The organism is Methylobacterium sp. CM6244, from assembly GCF_054817885.1.
Genome location: NZ_CM139247.1, coordinates 2733361 through 2752283 on the forward strand (window position 1 = coordinate 2733361; position 18923 = coordinate 2752283).

The following is an 18923-nucleotide window of genomic DNA, read 5'->3' on the forward strand; positions in this document are numbered from 1 at the left end:
TTCGCCCATCGTACCGCCGTTGGCGAATGCTGTCGCGTCCGTGCGTCTGGAAGCGCCGGACCTTTACGGTCCGGGGCGATCCTGGCTCTTCGTCAGGCCGCGTTGAGGCAGCACTTCTTGTATTTCTTCCCGCTTCCGCACGGGCAGGGATCGTTGCGGCCGATTTTCACCGGATTGCGGATCGGGAGGCCCGCCCCCTCGGCGGTCCAGGCCAAGGCCCCGATGGGATCGTCGAACGTGCCATATTTCTGTCCGTCGAACCGCTGCAGGTCGTTCGGCTTCGCGGTCGCCCGGCGCAGGGTAGTGTGAAACCACCCTGCGTCGCTGAATTCGTCGGTCAGGCGGCCGTCGGCCCTGGCGGCCATGCTTCGCAAGGCGAGATCGGCATAGCCGAGGAGGGCGATGGTCTCCTCCCAGCCGACCCAGGCGAAATCGCCCTCCACGGCGGCGCGCTTGTCGTCGAAGCGGACGAGGAGATCGTGGGTCTCGGTCCGGTCGATCCGTCCGGTCTGGGTCAGGTAGGCGAGGGCGGCGAAGACCTCGTTGCGGGCAAAGCCGTCCACCGTCGAATCGAGCAGCAGCGCATGCATCGGCGCCACGTCGCCGTCGAACAGGCTGGTGAGCATCTTCGCCATGGTGATGGTGAGGGCGTCGCCCAGGAGCGCATCCAGCCCGTCGGAATCCTGGCGCCGCAGGATGGTGAGAAGCGGGAGGAAGGCCCGCGTCTCGCCGGCCGCCGCCAGGACGTGTACTCCCCAGAACAGCAGGTTGCCCTGCGCCTCGTCGAGCTCCTTGCCCTCCGCCGCCAAAGCCAGGACGGCGAGAACCGGTTCGGCGATGTCGGCCGGGCTCGCCAGGGCCTGGAGCATCGCCGCCTTCGGCAGATGCTTGGCGGCCGACAAGACGTCGATCAGTTCCTGGTTCGCCATGTGGTCGGCTTCCTTGTCTGGAGTTCCGAGCGCCGTTTCAAAGCCTGTCCGATCGGATTTCTCGGTGGCTGCTCATGCTCGAGTCGATCATCCAAGCAGACAACCTCATCCTGAGGTGCCCTTTGCCTCGGCGAAGGGCCTCGAAGGAGGCCTCCAGAGGCCGGTGCGCGATCTGGAGCCCTCCTTCGAGGCCGCTATGCGGCACCTCAGGATGAGGCAAGGTCTTGGAAAAACACCTCAAACAAGCTCTCACCCCCTCAAAGTCGCGCCGGTCTTGCGGGCGACCTCGGCGACGATCTTGGCCGTCACGGCCTCGATCTCCGCGTCGGTGAGGGTCCGCTCCACCGGTTGGAGCCTCACCGCGATGGCGACGGATTTCGCGCCCTCGGGAATGCCCGTCCCCTCGTAGATGTCGAAGACGTCGATCCCGGCGATGAGCTTGCGCTCGGCAGCTTGCGCCGCCTTCACAACGTCGCCCGCCGCAACGTCGCGCCCGACGACGAAGGCGAAGTCGCGTGAGATCGCCTGGAAGTCTGAGAGGGCAAGGGCGGGCTTCACCTTGGTCGGGCGGTATTTCGGCAGGGGGATCGTATCCAGGGTGATCTCGAAGGCCACGAGCGTGCCCTTCAGGTCCAGAGCCTTCATCACGCGGGGGTGGATCTCGCCGAAATAGCCGATCTGGTTCTTCGGCCCGAACTGCATCGTGCCGGAGCGTCCGGGATGAAGCCAGGCGGGGCCACCCGCCACGAGCTGGAGACCGCCGGTCGGCACGCCCAGCGCCGTGAGGAGGGCCAGGGCGTCGGCCTTGGCCTCGAACGCATCGACGGTGGCGGCGGCCCCCGCCCAATGGCGGCCGGCGCCATCGTGGCGTGCCGTTCCCCGGCGAATGGCCGTGGCGCGGATCGACTGGCCCTCGGGCTGGTCGGTCTCGAAGCACTGGCCGACCTCGAACAGGGCGACGTCGCCATAGCCGCGGTCGGCGTTGCGCTGGGCCGCCCGGAGCAGGCCCGGAACGAGGCTCGGACGCATGTCCGAGAGGTCGGCGGCGATGGGGTTGGCCAGCGCCAGATCCGCCTTGCCGCCGCCGAACAGGACGGCATCGTCATGCGGGATGAACGACCACGTCACCGCCTCCACCAGGCCGCGCGTGGCCAGCGCCCGCTTGGCGAGGCGCGTGCGCTTCTGCAGGGGGGTCAGCGTCGCCTTGGCGATGGCGGCATCGCCGCGCGTCAGCGGCTTCGGCTCGATCCGGTCGAGGCCCGCGATGCGGATGATCTCCTCAACGAGATCGGCCTTGCCCTCCACATCCGGGCGCCAGGACGGGGTGAGAACCTTCACCCGGTCGCCGGAGCCGGCCACGTGGAACCCGAGGGTCTCCAACGTCACCTTCATCTCGGCGCGGGACAGCTCGATCCCGGCGAGCCGGCGGGTCTCGGTCCAGGGGAAATCGATGACCCGTTCCGTCTCGGGCAGCTCACCGGCGATCACCGCCTCGCTCGCCGTGCCGCCGCAGATCTCGACGACCATGCGGGTGGCCAGATCCAGCCCCGGCAGGGCGAAGACCGGGTCGACGCCGCGCTCGAAGCGGTAGCGGGCATCGGTGATGATGCCGAGGCGCCGGCCGCTCTGGGCGATGTTCACCGGGTCCCACAGGGCGGATTCGATGATCACGTCCACGGTGGCGTCGTCGCAGCCGGAGGCCTCGCCGCCGATAATGCCGCCGATGGATTCGGGGCCGTTCTCGTCGGCGATGACGACGATGCCGTCATCGAGCGCATAGGTCTTGCCGTCGAGCGCCTTCAGGCTCTCGCCGTCGCGGGCGCGACGGACCGTGAGAGCGCCCTTCACCTTGGCCGCGTCGAAAACGTGGAGCGGGCGTCCGCGATCGAAGGTGAGGTAGTTGGTGATGTCGACGAGAGCGTTGATCGGGCGAAGGCCGATGGCGCGCAGGCGGGCCTGCATCCAGTCGGGGGAGGGGCCGTTCTTCACGCCGCGCACGAGGCGCAGGGCGAAATAGGGGCACAATCCCTTGTCCGCGGGCTCGAAATCGAGGGCGACCGGCACGGGGCACTCGCCCTCGCCACGCACAGGCGGCATCGGCTCGCGCTTCAAGACGCCGATGCCGGCAGCCGAGAGATCGCGGGCGATGCCGTGGATCGAGGTACAATCCGGGCGGTTCGGGGTGAGGTTGATCTCGATGACCGGATCGTCGAGCCCGGCATAGAGCGCGTAGGCCTGGCCGGTCGGGGCGTCCGCCGGCAGATCGAGGATGCCGCTGGACTCATCGCCGAGGCCGAGTTCGGCGCCCGAGCACAGCATGCCGAGGCTCTCGACGCCCCGGATGTTGCCGACCGCCAAGGTCTTGTCGAGACCGGGCACGTAGGTGCCGGGGGGCGCGAACACCGTCTTCATCCCGGCGCGCGCATTCGGCGCTCCGCAGACGACCTGCACGGGCTGCCCGTCGCCGGCATCCACGGTGCAGACACGCAAACGGTCGGCATTGGGGTGCTGTTCGGCCGTGAGCACATGGGCGACGACAAAAGGCGCGAGCGCCGCCGCCTTGTCTTCGATGCCTTCGACTTCGAGGCCGATCCGCGTCAGCGTCTCGGAGATATTCTCCAGAGACGAATCGGTGTCGAGGTGCTCCTTGAGCCAGGAGAGGGTGAATTTCATGAGTTCGTCTCTTCGGCTCAGAGGGGCCGGGTTCTGGCGATCAGGAGAACCGCAAGCTTCTTGCGGTCGAGCGTCGTGAGAGATTCGATCAACGTCACGGTCTGTTCCGCAAGCTCGATGTAGCGCAACGTCTCGTCATGACGAACCTTCAGAGTAGGCGGCGAATAGTCGGCGGCGTTTCGAGCTTCCTGCAAACTCAGGAAGTTATTGCCGATATCGGTAACGGTCGGTCCGATCAGGTTCGCATCCCGGCTGTTGAGACGCTTCTTTGCCGTTCCATGATCGAGCAGGCGGTAGATCGGTTCGACGATGTCGTTCTCCTGGGTCCACCCGATCAATTCACTCGCGCAAATGAAGCAGAGAGCGTGAAAGACAGAATAGTAGGCCCCGCTGACCGCCCGGCGCATCGCCGCTTTGCGCAGGTTCACCCGGCCGCGCGTGTCCGCGAGCGTGCGGGATGTTTCCAGGAGATCGTAGACGAGTGGATTTCCGAGCCTCGGCATCAATGCCGGTCCGGCATTGGTTCCGATGGGTCGTCGCCGAGCACTTCGTCATCCGGATAATCGTAGCGGATGTACGGAAATCGCTCCTCCCCCTTATCGAGCAGCCGTTTCCGTAGAGCCGACAGAGCCCTGGTCGAAGCGTCTCCGCTGGTCACCCCTGCCTTCGGCCTGAAATGCGCCGTCACATGAAGCGAGGGCTCACCGTCGAAGTCGGGAGCCGGACGAACATCGGCGCTCTCGAACCCGTGTGGTCCGAGCGTTTCCCGCAGCACCTCGTTGGCGACCTGTCGGATCTCCTGCTCGGTCATGCACGATCCCTCCCTCGGCATCCTAACTCGTCAGCCCGGCCACCAGGCTCGGGATATCGAGCGGGCGGAAGCCGTAATGCTCCAGCCAGCGCACATCCGCCTCGAAGAACGGGCGCAGATCGGGCGTGCCGTATTTCAGCATGGCGATCCGGTCGATGCCCATGCCGAAGGCGAAGCCCTGGACGAAGTCCGGGTCGTAGCCGCAATTCCGGAGCACGTTCGGATGGACCATGCCGCAACCGAGAATTTCGAGCCAGTCGGTGCCCTCTCCGAAGCGGATCTCGCCGCCTTTGCGCGAACACTGGATATCGACCTCGGCCGACGGCTCGGTGAAGGGGAAGAAGGACGGCCGGAAGCGCATCTTCACCGCATCGACCTCAAAGAAGGTGCGGCAGAACTCCTCCAGCACCCATTTCAGGTTGGCGATGGTGGCGCTCTTGTCGATCACCAGCCCCTCGACCTGATGGAACATCGGGGTGTGGGTCTGGTCGGAATCGTGCCGGTAGGTACGGCCGGGGCAGATCACGCGGATCGGCGGCTCCTGGGACCGCATGGTGCGGATCTGGACCGGCGACGTATGGGTGCGCAGCACCTTGCGCTGGCCGTTGCGGTCGGGCGCCAGAAAGAACGTGTCGTGCATCGCGCGCGCCGGATGGCCGGGCGGGAAGTTGAGAGCGGTGAAGTTGTAATCGTCGGTCTCGATGTCCGGGCCTTCGGCCACCGAGAAGCCCATATCGGCGAAGATCGCGGTGATCTCGTCCATGACCTGGCTGATCGGATGGATGCGCCCACGCGCTTCCGGCGCCTCACGCACCGGCAGGGTCACGTCGATCCGCTCCGCCGCGAGGCGTGCTTCGAGGGCGGCCTCTGTGAACGCCTCGCGCCGCGTGGCGATGGCGCCCTGCACCCTGTCGCGCAGACCGTTGATGAGCGGACCACGCTCCTTGCGCTCGTCCGGCGTCATGCTGCCGAGGGTCTTCAGCAGGTCGGAGATCGAGCCCTTCTTGCCGAGCGCAGCGACGCGCACGGCGTCGAGGGAGGCCTCGTCGGATGCGCTCCCGACCTGTCCGAGCAGATCGCCTTCGAGGGTTTCGAGATCGGTCATCGGTTCAAACCACCGGTTGGCATCTGGCCTTCGGATCGTGTGCGGCCCCCGCGAGCGGTTTTGCGGGTAAGCGCCGCCAATGCAAGCGCGCCTGCCGACGATCCTTTGCAAAAGACGAAGGCGCGGCACCTCTCGGCCCGCGCCTTTCGCATCGACGAATGAGAGGGCGTGTGAACGCGCCTCAGGCAGCCTTCACGAATCAGGCAGCCTTGGCGAGGTCCGGAAGAGCGGCCTTGGCCTTCTCCACGACGACCGCGAAGCTGGCCGGCTCGTGAATGGCGAGCTCGGACAGAGCCTTGCGGTCCACCTCGATGCCGGACTTCGCGAGACCGTTGATGAAGCGCGAATAGGTCAGGCCGTGCTCGCGGACAGCGGCGTTGAGGCGCTGGATCCAGAGAGCGCGGAACGTGCGCTTCTTGTTCTTACGATCACGGTAGGCATACTGCATGCCCTTCTCGACCGCCTGCTTGGCGATCCGGATCGTATTCTTGCGCCGGCCGTAATAGCCACGGGCGGCCTTGAGGACTTTCTTGTGCTTTGCGTGACTGGTCACGCCGCGCTTGACGCGGGCCATGGGTTCTCTCCTGGATTACGAAAACAGTATCGGCTGCGGCGAAGGATTACCGGCTGTTGGGCAGGAAATACTTCTTCACGTTGGCAGCATCGCCCTCGAACAGGGTGGTGGTGCCGCGCAGGTTGCGGATCTGCTTCGTCGTCCGCTTGATCATTCCGTGGCGCTTACCGGCCTGGGCATACATGACCTTGCCGGTGCCGGTGATCTTGAAGCGCTTTTTCGCGCCCGACTTGGTTTTCAGCTTGGGCATTTGGCTCTCCTGAACGCGCATGCCCTCCGACCCTGGGACAGGTCGAAGGCGTGCGCTCGGTTGATGCTTCTGATGGAGCAGCACGAACCGCCACGGCAGCCCTATCGGCCGGGCGGTTCAACGCGAGGGGGCGTATGACAGAAAAGAGACGTGGTTTCAATGGCGGCTGCGCTCGCCGGGTCGTCGCCTCTCGCCCCCGAGCGCTCGGCAAAGCGACCGCCGTCGGATTTTCCATGGAAATGCTGCGTCCGGTTGCTTGACAGGCCGGGGTGCGGAAACTAGACCCCCGACACCGCCGGAAACGGGGCGGGACGCCGTGCGGGCGTAGCTCAGTTGGTTAGAGTGCCGGCCTGTCACGCCGGAGGTCGCGGGTTCGAGTCCCGTCGCCCGCGCCACGTCCATCATCGGCCTGCATCATGCGGGACGATCCGAATGCCCGGCTACCCAGATACGCGGGCGTAGCTCAGTTGGTTAGAGTGCCGGCCTGTCACGCCGGAGGTCGCGGGTTCGAGTCCCGTCGCCCGCGCCATTCTCAAGAATTCACGCAGCCGATGACGCAGCCTCCAAACGGGTTGCTTTGCGTGATGCCCTCAATATGGGACATTCGTGCACTAGCCTTTTCCCGAGCGTGACTCGCGAAACGGGCTGTCCGAACCATGGCGGGCTTCTTCTTCTTGTACTTCACCGCCTGCATGGCGAACGCACCGGATACCTGTGAATCGAAGCGTCTTCCGCTCGACGTCGTCGATGCGCGAGGATGCGTCCGCGTAGCACAGCCGCAGCTGGCGCGATGGGTCGACACCCATCCCGATTACCGCATCACCGCGTGGCGCTGCGGTTCGCCGCCCCGCGATCTCGGTACGCGGATCTGACGCGAATCGGCACCTCCTCGCGCATCGATCAAGTTTCTTCTCCAGAGTGCAATGGCGTGCCGGATCGGACACACCGGCCCGTCCCGCGATCCCGTTCGCGCCGCCGCCGCGATTTCGCCCCATCGCACCGGGATGGCGAAGCCGACGACATGGCAGCGCAGCGAACCGGCACCGAGCGATGATGGCTTTCCCCCTTTCACCCATTCTGTCGCGGCTGGGCGCCATCGTCCTTTTGGGGAGCCTGTTGGCGGTGGGCGGCTGCGGCGGGCCGACGATCCTGCCCGAGGCCGACAACCTCACGAGCCCGGTGATTCTCGACGAGGGTGCCGCCGCCGCCGCGATCTCCCGCTACAGGGCGTCGCACGGGCTCGGCCCGGTGGTGCTGGATTCGAGCCTGATCCGGGCTGCGTCCTACCAGGCGGAATCCAATGCCCGGGCCGGCAAGCTCAGCCACGAGATCGGCGGTACCTTCGATTCGCGCATGGCGCGGGCGGGGTTCGGCCGCTCCTTCGCCGCCGAGAACCTCAGCGCCGGTTCGAATACGTTCGACGAGGTGCTGGCACGCTGGAAAGCCTCATCCGAGCACAACAAGAACATGCTGATGCCTCAGCTGAAGCGAATTGGCATCGCCCGCGTCGATGCGCCGGGTACGCGCTACAAGCGCTTCTGGGCCCTGGTCCTCGCCGGAAACTGAGGCGCATACGTCCTCGCCGCGCGGCTCAATCCGTAAGTTGATCCGCTTCGGTCAACCCGTCCTGGATGCTGCGAATGATCGTGCGCATCTCGGGGATCATCGCGATGGCCCTGGCGATCCGCAACGCCTCCTCGCGGGTCATGAGGCCGGTTGCCTCTCGCTTCTCCGGCTCGTCGGAGAAGTATGTCCAGGCGACGGCCGCTCCGTCCGCATCCTCGACGCAGAAACTCTCGACCTTCTCGACGACGAGCCAGGGGGTGGGGAAGCCGCGCGCGGTCATCGCTCGTCTCTGTTGCCGGGAAGGGTAGGGGGAGGGGCAGCGGGATGGTGGGCGGTGACGGGCTCGAACCGCCGACCCTCTCCGTGTAAAGGAGACGCTCTACCAACTGAGCTAACCGCCCGGTGCGCGCCGCATCGTTAATCCAAGCATCGTCGGGATGGCAACCCTCCTCGGCACGAGGCCGGTGGAGGACCATACGAAAAGGCCCCGGGGAAACCCCAGGGCCTTTCCATTTTTCCACCTGCGGATGACGCTCAGTGGGCGATCACCGTGGTCGGCTCGTCCTCGCCGACCACCGGACGGCGGGCGACCGGGAGCGGCTCCTCCCACTCGATGCGTTCGGGCACCCTCACAAGAGCGTGCTGAAGCACCTGGTCCATCCGGGAGACCGGGATGATCTCCATCCCGTTCTTCACGCTGTCGGGCACCTCGGCGATGTCCTTGGCGTTCTCCTCGGGGATGAGGACCGTCTTGATCCCGCCGCGCAGGGCAGCGAGCAGCTTCTCCTTCAGACCGCCGATGGGCAGGATGCGGCCACGCAGAGTGACCTCTCCGGTCATCGCCACATCCTTCCTCACCGGGATGCCGGTGAGGGTCGAGATGATGGCGGTGGCCATGCCGATACCGGCCGACGGACCGTCCTTCGGGGTCGCCCCTTCCGGAACGTGGACGTGGATGTCGCGACGCTCGAACAGCGGCGGCTCGATGCCGAAGTCGAGGGCCCGGGAGCGGACATAGCTCGCCGCCGCCGAGATCGACTCCTTCATCACGTCACGCAGGTTGCCGGTGACCGTCATCTTGCCCTTGCCGGGCATCATGACGCCTTCGATCGTCAGCAACTCGCCGCCGACCTCGGTCCAGGCGAGACCCGTCACCACGCCGACCTGATCCTCCTCGTCAATCTCGCCGTAGCGGAACTTCGGCGCGCCGAGGAAGACCGGCAGGTTCTCCTCGGTGACGGCAACGGCCTTCACCTTGGTGATGAGGATCTCCTTCACCGCCTTGCGGATCAGGTTCGAGATCTCGCGCTCCAGGTTACGCACGCCCGCTTCCCGCGTGTAACGGCGGATGAGCATGAGGACGCCAGAATCGTCGATCTCCCATTCCTTGGCCGTGAGGCCGTGCTTCTTTACGGCACCCGGGATAAGATGCTTGCGGGCGATCTGAAGCTTCTCTTCCTCGGTGTAGCCGGCGATGCGGATCACCTCCATGCGGTCCATCAGGGGCGCAGGGATGTTGAGCGTATTCGCCGTCGTCACGAACATCACGTCCGAGAGATCGTAATCGACCTCCAGGTAGTGATCGTTGAACGTGCCGTTCTGCTCCGGGTCGAGCACCTCGAGGAGAGCCGCGGACGGATCGCCGCGGAAATCCTGGCCCATCTTGTCGATCTCATCGAGCAGGATGAGCGGGTTCGAGGTCTTGGCCTTGCGCATCGACTGCACGATCTTGCCGGGCATCGAACCGATATAGGTCCGGCGGTGACCGCGGATCTCGGCCTCGTCACGCACACCACCCAGCGACATCCGGACGAATTCGCGACCGGTCGCCTTGGCGATGGACTTGCCGAGCGAAGTCTTGCCGACGCCGGGAGGACCGACGAGGCACAGGATCGGACCGGTGAGCTTGTTCGCGCGCTGCTGCACGGCGAGATACTCGACGATGCGCTCCTTGACCTTTTCCAGACCGAAATGGTCCTGGTCGAGCATGACCTGGGCGCCCAGCAGATCCTTCTTGATCCGCGACCGCTTCGACCACGGGATGCCGAGCATCCAATCGAGGTAGTTGCGCACGACCGTGGCCTCGGCCGACATCGGCGACATCTGGCGAAGCTTCTTCAGCTCGGCCATCGCCTTCTCACGGGCTTCCTTCGAGAACTTGGTCTTCTCGATCTTCTCTTCGATTTCGGCGAGCTCGTCCTTGCCGTCCTCTGAATCGCCCAGTTCCTTCTGGATCGCCTTCATCTGCTCGTTGAGGTAGTACTCGCGCTGGGTCTTCTCCATCTGCCGCTTCACGCGGGTCCGGATGCGCTTTTCCACCTGCAGCACGGAGATCTCGCTCTCCATCAGCGACAGGACGCGCTCGAGACGCTCCGCCACCGTGGGAATTTCGAGGATCGCCTGCTTGTCGGCGATCTTGACCGCGAGATGCGAGCCGACGGTATCGGCGAGCTTCGACGGCTCGTCGATCTGGGTGACCGCGGAGACGACCTCGGGCGAGATCTTCTTGTTGAGCTTCACGTAGTTCTCGAACTCGGAGATGACCGAGCGGGCGAGAGCCTCTGCCTCGACGGGATCGCCGAGCTCATCCGTCAGCGTCTCGACATCGGCTTCGTAGAAGGAATCCGACTTGTTGAAGTTCGTGATCTTGGCGCGGCCCGCGCCTTCGACGAGCACCTTCACGGTACCGTCGGGCAGCTTCAGGAGCTGAAGGACGCTGGCGAGCGTGCCGATCTTATAGATCGCATCGGTCGACGGATCGTCGTCGCTGGCATTGATCTGGGTGGCCAGCAGGATGTGGCGGTCGGTGCGGACGGCCTCTTCGAGGGCGCGGATCGACTTCTCGCGGCCGACGAAGAGCGGCACGATCATGTGCGGGAAGACGACGATGTCACGCAGGGGAAGAACGGCGTAGGAGCCCGTCGAACCCGGGACGACCGGCTGGCGAGATTTCGATTGGGTCATGTCGGACTTCCTCTTGATGGATTCCGGGCTCTAGCTCCTCGAAATGAGCAAGCATCCTGCCACGGACCGACCAGTCCGCATCGCGGGGTCGGAAGCATCGCTGAACTGTGAGGCTGGAGGCGGGACACCGCACCTCAGAAGGTGAGCGTGCGGCCATCGCCGTCTGACACTTCAGATGGAAGCCGGGGAGAGCTTTTTCAAGAATTCTCCCCGGACCGTTTCGGCGGCTAAGTCTCTGCCGCCGCTTTGCGCCCTCAGGCGCTGACGCTCGCGGGAACGTCCTTGTTGCGGTCGCCATGGATGTAGAGCGGGCGCGACTTGCCCTCGACCACCTCGGGACCGATCACCACCTGCTCCACCGAATCGAGGCCGGGCAGGTCGTACATCGTCTCGAGCAGGATCGTCTCCAGGATCGAGCGCAGGCCGCGGGCGCCGGTCTTCCGCTCGATGGCCTTGCGGGCCACCATGGAGAGCGCCTCTTCCTGGAACGTCAGGTCGACATTCTCCATCTCGAACAGGCGCTGGTACTGCTTCACCAGGGCGTTCTTCGGCTCCTGCAGGATGCGCTTGAGGGCGACCTCATCGAGGTCCTCCAGCGTCGCCAGCACGGGCAGACGGCCGACGAACTCGGGGATCAGGCCGAACTTCAGCAGGTCCTCGGGCTCGACATTGCGGAAGATTTCGCCGGTGCGGCGGTCGTCCGGGGCCTGCACGGTCGCGCCGAAGCCGATCGAGGTGCCCTTGCCGCGCGCCGAGATGATCCGCTCCAGCCCGGCAAACGCGCCGCCGCAGATGAAGAGGATGTTGGTGGTGTCGACCTGCAGGAATTCCTGCTGCGGGTGCTTGCGACCGCCCTGCGGGGGCACGGAGGCGACGGTGCCTTCCATGATCTTCAGGAGGGCCTGCTGCACGCCTTCACCCGACACGTCGCGGGTGATCGACGGGTTGTCGGACTTCCGCGAGATCTTGTCGATCTCGTCGATGTAGACGATGCCGCGCTGCGCCCGCTCGACGTTGTAATCCGACGCCTGGAGCAGCTTCAGGATGATGTTCTCGACATCCTCGCCGACATAGCCGGCTTCGGTCAGCGTCGTCGCGTCGGCCATGGTGAAGGGCACGTCGAGGATGCGGGCCAGGGTCTGCGCGAGCAGAGTCTTGCCCGAACCGGTCGGCCCGATCAGCATGATGTTGGACTTCGCCAGCTCGACGTCGTTGTGCTTCGAGGCGTGGGCGAGGCGCTTGTAATGGTTGTGGACCGCGACGGAGAGAACCTTCTTCGCGAAATCCTGGCCGATGACGTAATCGTCCAGGACGCGGCGGATCTCCTTCGGCGTGGGCACGCCGTCGCGCGATTTCACCAGCGAGGACTTCGATTCCTCACGGATGATGTCCATGCACAGTTCGACACACTCGTCGCAGATGAACACCGTCGGGCCCGCGATCAGCTTGCGGACCTCGTGCTGGCTCTTGCCGCAAAACGAGCAGTACAGCGTGCTCTTCGAGTCGTTGCCGCCAGTCTTGCTCATATCGGTCTCCGTTCGCGGGTGCGACGCCAGCCCCGGGGCGCACGCGCATCTTCTAAGATCTAAGGGCGCCCGCCTAAAGAAACAGTCACCTGCGCGCTTTCTGCCGGTAGGTCAGACTCGCGATGCAAGCATGCTGCCGCGACGGGATCAAGGCAAAGCCGCATTGGCGGCCCGCCTCTAAAGGACGCGCCGGGGCCGCCATGCGGCCACGGCGCGGTCGAGATCAGGCTGCGGCCGGCTCGGGACGCTTCTGGATCACTTCGTCGATCAGGCCGAATTCCTTGGCCGCGTCGGCGGTCATGAAATTGTCGCGCTCGAGCGCCTGGACGATGGTGTCGTAGTCGCGACCGGTATGCTTCACGTAGATCTCGTTGAGGCGCTTCTTCAGCGCTTCGATCTCGCGGGCATGGATCAGGATGTCCGTGGCCTGGCCCTGGAACCCGCCGGACGGCTGGTGGACCATGATTCGGGCGTTCGGCAGGGCGAAGCGGTGGCCGGGCTCACCGGCGGTGAGCAGCAGCGATCCCATCGAGGCGGCCTGGCCGACGCAGAGGGTCGTCACCGGGCAGCGAATGAACTGCATCGTGTCGTAGATCGACAGGCCCGACGTCACCACGCCACCGGGCGAGTTGATGTAGAAGGAAATTTCCTTCTTCGGATTTTCGGCTTCGAGGAACAGCAGCTGCGCGACGATCAGCGAAGCGCCGTAATCTTCGACCGGGCCGGTGAGGAAGATGATCCGCTCACGCAGCAGGCGGGAATAGATGTCGAACGCACGCTCGCCGCGGCTCGACTGCTCGACCACCATGGGAACGAGTGCGCTGTTATAATAGTCGACCGGATCTCTCATCATTCTCGTGCCCCAGGCTTCAAGGGGTCCGGCCGCGCGAATGGCGCGCGAGCCGGACGTGTCAGCGAACTACGGCGGCGGTGAACGCCGCCTTTACATCCAAGCCCGCCGCCCTTTTCGGAGCCTCGAGCTCAATCGGCCTTTGCGACGGCCGGGAGATCGTCGCCCGAAGGAGCCTGGGATTTGTCCGTCTCCGACTCCGTCGATCCGGCGTTGGCCGCATCGGCGTCCTCATCTGCGAACAAAGCATCCTTCGAAACAGGCTCTTCGACCAGCTTCACCTGGGCGAGGACATGGTCGACGACCTTCTCCTCGAACAGGGGTGCGCGAAGCTCGGCCAGGGCCTGTGCGTTCTTCCGGTAGAAGTCCCAGACCTGCTGCTCCTGCCCGGGATACTGCCGGACACGGGCGATCAGGGCCTGGTTCACCTCGTCGTCACTGACCTTGATATCGGCGGTCTCGCCCACCTGCGCAAGCACCAAGCCGAGACGGACGCGCCGCTCGGCGATCTTGCGGTACTCGGCCGTGGCCTTTTCCTCGGTGGTTCCCTCGTCCTCGAAGGTCTTGCCGCGGGTCTTCAGGTCCTGCTCGACCTGGGCCCACACGGCAGCGAATTCCTGGTGGACGAGGCTCGGGGGCAGGTCGAAAGCGTACTTGCCGTCGAGGGCGTCGAGGAGCTCCTTCTTGAGCTTGCGGCGCGACTGGGCCTCGAAATCACCACCGAGGGCGCCGGCGACGGCTTCCTTCAGCTTCTCCAGCGATTCCATGCCGAAGCCCTTGGCGAGCTCGTCGTCGATCTTGGTCTCGCCCGGAGCCTGGATCGCCGTGACGGTCACGTCGAACTCGGCATCCTTGCCGGCGAGATGCTCGGCACCGTAGGCCTCGGGGAAGGTCGACTTCACCACCAGCGACTGGCCGACCTTGGCGCCGACCAGCTGGTCTTCGAAGCCGGGGATGAACGAGCCCGAGCCGAGCTCCAGATCCACGCCTTCGCCCTTGCCGCCGTCGAACTCGACGCCGTCGATCTTGCCGACGAAATCGATCGTGACACGGTCGCCCGTGGCGGCCTCGGCGCCCTCGTCCTTCGGGGTGAAGGCGCGGTTCGAGGAGGCCATGCGGTTGATTGCCTCGTCGACCTCTTCGTCGCTCGGCTTGGCGACTTGCTTCGTCAGGGTGACGTCGGACAGGTCGACGAGCTCGAAGCTCGGCAGGACTTCGAGGGCGACGTTGAAGGACAGGTCGTCCTTGGCCTCGAGCGCCCGGTCGACGATGGAAGCCTCACCGGGGAATTCGATCTTCGGCTCGAGGGCGAGCTTGAGGTTGTTGTCGGTGACGATCTTCTGGTTGGCCTCGTTGACCGCGTTCTGCAGCACGTCGGCCATCACCGAGCGGCCGTAGAGCTTGCGCAGATGGGCCACCGGCACCTTGCCGGGGCGGAAGCCCTTGATCTGGGCCTTGTCCTTGAGGGTGGACAGCTCGGTCGTCAGGCGCTCTTCGAGCTCCTTGGCGGCCAGAAGCACCTGGAACTCGCGCTTCAGACCCTGGGAGAGTGTCTCGGTCACCTGCATCGTCGTCTTCCCGCTGTCGTCCGTGTGATCGGTCAAAAAATCTCGAATGGCGCCGCCGTCGAGGGCGGGACACCACAGGCGGCGTTTGACAAAGCACGCCCGACCGGAGGCCGACTCCGAGCGGCAGAGCGGGCCGGCCATCGCTGTGAGCCATTCCGTTCCCAACGGCGAAGGCTGGTGCGGGCGGAGGGGCTCGAACCCCCACGACTCTCGTCACTGGAACCTAAATCCAGCGCGTCTACCAGTTCCGCCACGCCCGCAAGCGCCAACGCCCGGCGTGCCTTTTCAGCCGCCAGAGCGCGGTCCTATAGCATGCGCGCGCAAGTCCGCAGCAAAAAAATAAGACCTCGCCCATCAGGGGCGTGGCGGCGGTTGGCGCCGCGCGGGACCGCCGTCTACAAGCGGGCGAAAGCGCCGGATGCGCCTGAGCATCCCTTCATTCCCGTCCGAGGTGACATGCCGAGTTCCGACCTGAAGAATGACCACCCGCCCTCGGAGACCGGTGGCCTGTCCCGCCGTTCGCTGATCGGCCGGGCGGCGGCCCTCGGCCTTGCCGGACCGGCCTTCATCACGGGCGCGGGGGCGCAAACCGGATCGGGCAAGGCTACCCCAAAGGCAGCGCCCGTGCCGGCCAAGCCGTCCGAGACCAAGCCGGCCGAGCCGTTGCCCGAACCGCGCGCGCTCGTCGCCGGACCGGGCACGAACCGCCTTAAACCCGAGCCGGCCGCCGAGACGCCGGTCTGGACCTTCGACGGCAAAGCGAGCCTTCCCGTCATCCGGGCGAAACTCGGCGACACCGTCCGCCTGCGCGTCGAAAACAAGACGGACAAGCCGCTCTCCCTCCACTGGCACGGGGTCCGCAACCAGAACGCCATGGACGGCGTCGGCGGCGTGACCCAGCCGCCGATCGCTCCGGGTGCGGCCTTCACCTATTCCTTCGTCCCGCCGGATGCGGGCACGTTCCTGATCCGGCCCCTCGTCGTGGGCGGTTCGAGCGAACCGTCCGGACGTGGCCTCGCCGGTGCGTTGATCGTCGAGGAGACCTCGCCGCCCTCGCTCGACCAGGACCTCGCGCTGCTTATGCAGGATTGGCGTCTGGAGGAGAACGGCGCGCTGATGCCGTTCGGACAGACGGCTTTCGCCGCGGCCTCCGGGCGCCTCGGCAATCTCGTCACGATCAACGGCAGGCCGGTTCCCGAAGCGGTGGAGGTCCGCCCGGGATCGCGGATCCGCCTGCGGCTCGGCAATGTCTGCAACGCGCGCGGAACCCGCATCCGGTTCGAGGGCGCCAAGGTCTACGTGGTGGCCGTGGACGGCCAGCCCACCGACACGTTCGAGCCGTTGCGGGCGACGCTGCCCTTCCCCCCCGGCACCCGCTACGACCTGATGCTCGACATGCCGGCGGAGGCCGGCGCCAGCGTCACGGTCAATGCCCTGGTCGGCAACGGCCTCGTCCTGGCGACACTCACCGCCAAGGGCCAGCCGGTGACGGAGAAGCGTCCGCCGATCGCACCGGTGGGCGAGAACAAACTCCTGCCCGCCGAGGTCAAGCTGCAGAACGCAATCCGCCGCGACATCGCGATCACCGGCGGCGCCAAGCTCGACAAGGACAAGCCCAACGCCGAACCGGCCTATTCCGGTGATCCGAATCGGGTCTGGGCGATCAACGGCATCACGGGAGCCTCCGGCACCGCTCCCTCCTTCACGGTGAAGCGCGGCCAGGTTGTGGTCCTGGCGATCCGGAACGACACCGCCTTCCCGCAGGCCCTGCACGTCCACGGCCACGCCTTCCGGCTGCTTCACCCGCTGGACGACGGCTGGGAGCCCTATTGGCTCGACACGTTCCAGCTGCTCGAAGGCCGTACGGCCCGGATCGCCTTCAAGGCGGACAATCCCGGCCGCTGGGTCATCGGCTCCACGGTGCTGGAGCGGTTCGACACCGGATTGTGGACGAGTTTCGAGGTCACTTGACCAGACCGGCGAGAACCCGCGGCATCATCTCCGGCAGGTCGTCGGCGATGAGGCCCGGCCCATGCCGCAACCCGGCATCGCCGTGGAGCCAGACCGCCGCGCAGGCCGCCTCGAAGGCCGGCATGCCCTGCGCCAGCAGGCCGGCCGCGAGGCCGCCGAGGACGTCGCCCGAACCGGCCGTGCCGAGATAGGGCGTGGCGTGGTCGTTGATCGCGGCGCGTCCGTCGGGCGCGGCGATGATGGTATCGGCGCCCTTCAACACCACCACCGCCCCGGCGACAGACGCCGCCCTCAGGGCCCGTTCGAGCTTGCTCGCCTTCGGGTCGACCGCGGCCGTATCGGCGAAGAGGCGGCCGAACTCACCGGAATGCGGGGTCAGCACTGCCTGCCCCCCGCCATCCGCGATGATGCTCGCCAATTGGTCGACCTGACCCTTGAAGCTCGTGAGCGCGTCGGCGTCGAGGACGAGGCTTCGCCCGACGCCGGCCGCCACGGCGACACGCTCGCGGGTCGCCTCGCCGCTCCCCATGCCGGGGCCGGCGAGGATGACGTTGAGGCGCTCGTCCACGAGGAGATCGTCGAGGTCGTCGGCGGTCTCGCATGGCGTCAGCATGATCGCGGTGAGATGCGCGGCGTTCTCAGGCATCGCGGCGGTGGGGGAGGCGATGGTGACGAGGCCGGCCCCGACCCGCAACGCCGCCCGCGCCGCGAGACGGATCGCCCCGGTCTTGAAGGCGGGCCCGGACAGGGCGAGGACATGCCCCCTGGTGTATTTGTGACTGACGGCGTCGAGCCTCGGGAAATCAGAGTCCCAGAGACCCGGCCCGTTGCGCCAGACCCTCGGCGTGCCGGCCAACCCCTGTTCGACGGCAGCGTCGCCGATGCCGATATCGGCCACATGGAGATGACCGCAATGGTCGCGGCCCGGCTGCAGCAGGTGGCCCGGCTTCAACGCGACGAAAGTCACCGTCTCGCGCGCCCTGAGCGCCACCCCGCGTAGAGCGCCCGTATCGCCGTCGATACCGCTCGGAATGTCGACTGCAAGAACGGGCACGTTAGCCGCCGCGACCCGCTCGACCATGGCCTTCGCCTCGCCGTCGAGGTCGCGGGACAGGCCCGCCCCGAACAGGGCATCGATGACGAGGGCGGCCCCCACCGGATCGGCCTCGGATAGGACGGGCCCCTGCCAGTCAGCGGCGGCCAACGCGGCGTCGCCCGTCAGGCTCTCCACCGGCGCGGTGCAGACGAGATCGACCGCATAGCCGCTGCGTTCGAGGAGGCGGGCGGCAATGAGACCGTCCCCACCATTGTTGCCGGGTCCGCAGAGGACGATGATGCGGGAGGGCGCGGCGACCATCGTGGCGGCCCTCTCGGCCACGGCGGCGCCCGCCCGGCGCATCAACTCGATCCCCGGAACGCCCGCCGCTATGGCGGCGGCGTCCATTCTCCGCATCGCTTCGACGGTGATCAGACGGTGTGGGGGCATTCGAAACTTCGCCTTGTCCATGTGTCCATGCCTGCGCACCGCTCATGCCGCGCCGTTATTTCAGGCGCAAAGCGGGCTTGGCTGAAACGATTTGCATTCGTTGCCTACCGAATGGGCAATTTAACGCCTGTCTCGGGGAAAACGGCGTGGCGAAGGCCGTGCCGCGATGGTAGGAAAAGGGCCCGGAGCAGCATTCAGGTCAGGCCCGTTCGGCATGAAGAAGATCGAAGCGATCATCAAGCCATTCAAGCTGGACGAGGTGAAGGAGGCCCTTCAAGAGGTCGGCCTTCAGGGCATCACCGTGATCGAAGCCAAGGGGTTCGGCCGGCAGAAGGGCCATACCGAGCTTTATCGCGGCGCCGAATACGTGGTCGATTTCCTGCCCAAGGTGAAGCTCGAGATCGTCCTCTCCGACGCTCTGGTCGAAGGTGCCGTGGAAGCCATCCGCAAGTCGGCCCAGACCGGACGCATTGGCGATGGCAAGATCTTCGTCTCGACCATCGAGGAAGCGATCCGCATCCGCACCGGCGAGACCGGCACCGACGCGATCTGACGCCCGCTTCCGGCGGATGTTCCGGCATGGCTCCGGCCGGCCGGCGGCGACGGTCGAACGGAACGATGGGGCGAAGGCGCCGGCCTGTTACAATCCG

Annotated in this window: 17 protein-coding genes and 4 tRNA genes; 6 read left to right on the plus strand and 15 right to left on the minus strand. The window is 66.0% G+C overall.

Annotated features, from left to right (window positions below):
- Positions 1-92 precede the first annotated feature (92 nt).
- The 7 genes from ACYQML_RS12665 to rpmI form a co-directional block, all read right to left on the minus strand.
- Positions 93-929, minus strand: coding sequence for a DUF1186 domain-containing protein (locus ACYQML_RS12665; RefSeq protein WP_461233011.1), 837 nt, complete (start codon positions 927-929; stop codon positions 93-95).
- Positions 930-1178: 249 nt separating this feature from the next.
- Entirely contained in the window at positions 1179-3602 is a 2424-nt protein-coding gene (gene pheT, locus ACYQML_RS12670) for a phenylalanine--tRNA ligase subunit beta (protein WP_461233012.1), read from the minus strand.
- A 17-nt stretch (positions 3603-3619) separates the two neighbouring features.
- A complete protein-coding gene (locus ACYQML_RS12675) occupies positions 3620-4105 on the minus strand; it encodes a hypothetical protein (protein WP_056430285.1) in 486 nt (161 codons plus the stop codon).
- Entirely contained in the window at positions 4105-4413 is a 309-nt protein-coding gene (locus tag ACYQML_RS12680) for a hypothetical protein (protein ID WP_056146206.1), read from the minus strand. The genes ACYQML_RS12675 and ACYQML_RS12680 overlap by 1 nt, the downstream gene beginning before the upstream one ends.
- Before the next feature lie 22 nt (positions 4414-4435).
- Positions 4436-5518, minus strand: coding sequence for a phenylalanine--tRNA ligase subunit alpha (gene pheS, locus ACYQML_RS12685; RefSeq protein ID WP_461233013.1), 1083 nt, complete (start codon positions 5516-5518; stop codon positions 4436-4438).
- Positions 5519-5717: 199 nt separating this feature from the next.
- A complete protein-coding gene (gene rplT, locus ACYQML_RS12690; RefSeq protein ID WP_018044556.1) occupies positions 5718-6092 on the minus strand; it encodes a 50S ribosomal protein L20 in 375 nt (124 codons plus the stop codon).
- A gap of 46 nt (positions 6093-6138) precedes the next feature.
- On the minus strand, positions 6139-6342 hold the full coding sequence (gene rpmI, locus ACYQML_RS12695; RefSeq protein WP_018044555.1) for a 50S ribosomal protein L35: 204 nt from the start codon (positions 6340-6342) through the stop codon (positions 6139-6141).
- A gap of 318 nt (positions 6343-6660) precedes the next feature.
- On the opposite strand from rpmI, the gene ACYQML_RS12700 reads away from it, so the two are divergent.
- The 4 genes from ACYQML_RS12700 to ACYQML_RS12715 all read left to right on the plus strand — a co-directional run bounded on the left by ACYQML_RS12700 (position 6661) and on the right by ACYQML_RS12715 (position 7908).
- Positions 6661-6737 (plus strand) — tRNA-Asp (locus tag ACYQML_RS12700).
- A gap of 57 nt (positions 6738-6794) precedes the next feature.
- A tRNA-Asp gene (locus ACYQML_RS12705) sits at positions 6795-6871 on the plus strand.
- 127 nt (positions 6872-6998) lie between these two features.
- Positions 6999-7214: a hypothetical protein gene (locus ACYQML_RS12710; protein WP_461233014.1), complete on the plus strand. Its 216-nt coding sequence runs from the start codon at positions 6999-7001 to the stop codon at positions 7212-7214.
- Between the two features lie 178 nt (positions 7215-7392).
- Positions 7393-7908 carry a CAP domain-containing protein gene (locus tag ACYQML_RS12715; protein ID WP_461233015.1) on the plus strand — a complete coding sequence of 172 codons (516 nt, stop codon included), beginning with the start codon at positions 7393-7395 and terminating at the stop codon, positions 7906-7908.
- A 25-nt stretch (positions 7909-7933) separates the two neighbouring features.
- Here ACYQML_RS12715 and ACYQML_RS12720 read toward each other — a convergent pair whose 3' ends face one another.
- The 7 genes from ACYQML_RS12720 to ACYQML_RS12750 all read right to left on the minus strand — a co-directional run bounded on the left by ACYQML_RS12720 (position 7934) and on the right by ACYQML_RS12750 (position 15076).
- Positions 7934-8188: a hypothetical protein gene (locus ACYQML_RS12720; RefSeq protein WP_461233016.1), complete on the minus strand. Its 255-nt coding sequence runs from the start codon at positions 8186-8188 to the stop codon at positions 7934-7936.
- Between the two features lie 45 nt (positions 8189-8233).
- A tRNA-Val gene (locus ACYQML_RS12725) sits at positions 8234-8309 on the minus strand.
- 133 nt (positions 8310-8442) lie between these two features.
- Positions 8443-10872 (minus strand): endopeptidase La, encoded by a 2430-nt coding sequence (gene lon / locus ACYQML_RS12730; RefSeq protein WP_056430302.1) that lies wholly within the window; start codon positions 10870-10872, stop codon positions 8443-8445.
- A gap of 254 nt (positions 10873-11126) precedes the next feature.
- The gene (gene clpX / locus ACYQML_RS12735) at positions 11127-12398 is read right to left on the minus strand and encodes an ATP-dependent Clp protease ATP-binding subunit ClpX (protein WP_019904739.1); all 1272 of its coding nucleotides are present in this window, start codon (positions 12396-12398) and stop codon (positions 11127-11129) included.
- 223 nt (positions 12399-12621) lie between these two features.
- Positions 12622-13248, minus strand: coding sequence for an ATP-dependent Clp protease proteolytic subunit (locus ACYQML_RS12740; protein WP_026176059.1), 627 nt, complete (start codon positions 13246-13248; stop codon positions 12622-12624).
- Positions 13249-13379: 131 nt separating this feature from the next.
- Complete coding sequence (gene tig / locus ACYQML_RS12745) at positions 13380-14816, minus strand: trigger factor (RefSeq protein WP_461233017.1); 1437 nt, start codon at positions 14814-14816, stop codon at positions 13380-13382.
- 175 nt (positions 14817-14991) lie between these two features.
- Positions 14992-15076, minus strand: a tRNA-Leu gene (locus ACYQML_RS12750).
- Positions 15077-15272: 196 nt separating this feature from the next.
- On the opposite strand from ACYQML_RS12750, the gene ACYQML_RS12755 reads away from it, so the two are divergent.
- Complete coding sequence (locus ACYQML_RS12755) at positions 15273-16787, plus strand: multicopper oxidase family protein (protein WP_461233018.1); 1515 nt, start codon at positions 15273-15275, stop codon at positions 16785-16787.
- Here ACYQML_RS12755 and ACYQML_RS12760 read toward each other — a convergent pair.
- Positions 16780-18273, minus strand: a complete 1494-nt coding sequence (locus ACYQML_RS12760) for an NAD(P)H-hydrate dehydratase (protein ID WP_461233019.1) — start codon at positions 18271-18273, stop codon at positions 16780-16782. The two genes, ACYQML_RS12755 and ACYQML_RS12760, sit on opposite strands and share 8 nt — an antisense overlap.
- Positions 18274-18487: 214 nt before the next feature.
- Between ACYQML_RS12760 and ACYQML_RS12765 the strand changes: the two genes are divergently transcribed.
- Entirely contained in the window at positions 18488-18826 is a 339-nt protein-coding gene (locus ACYQML_RS12765; RefSeq protein WP_003600526.1) for a P-II family nitrogen regulator, read from the plus strand.
- Positions 18827-18923: the final 97 nt, after the last annotated feature.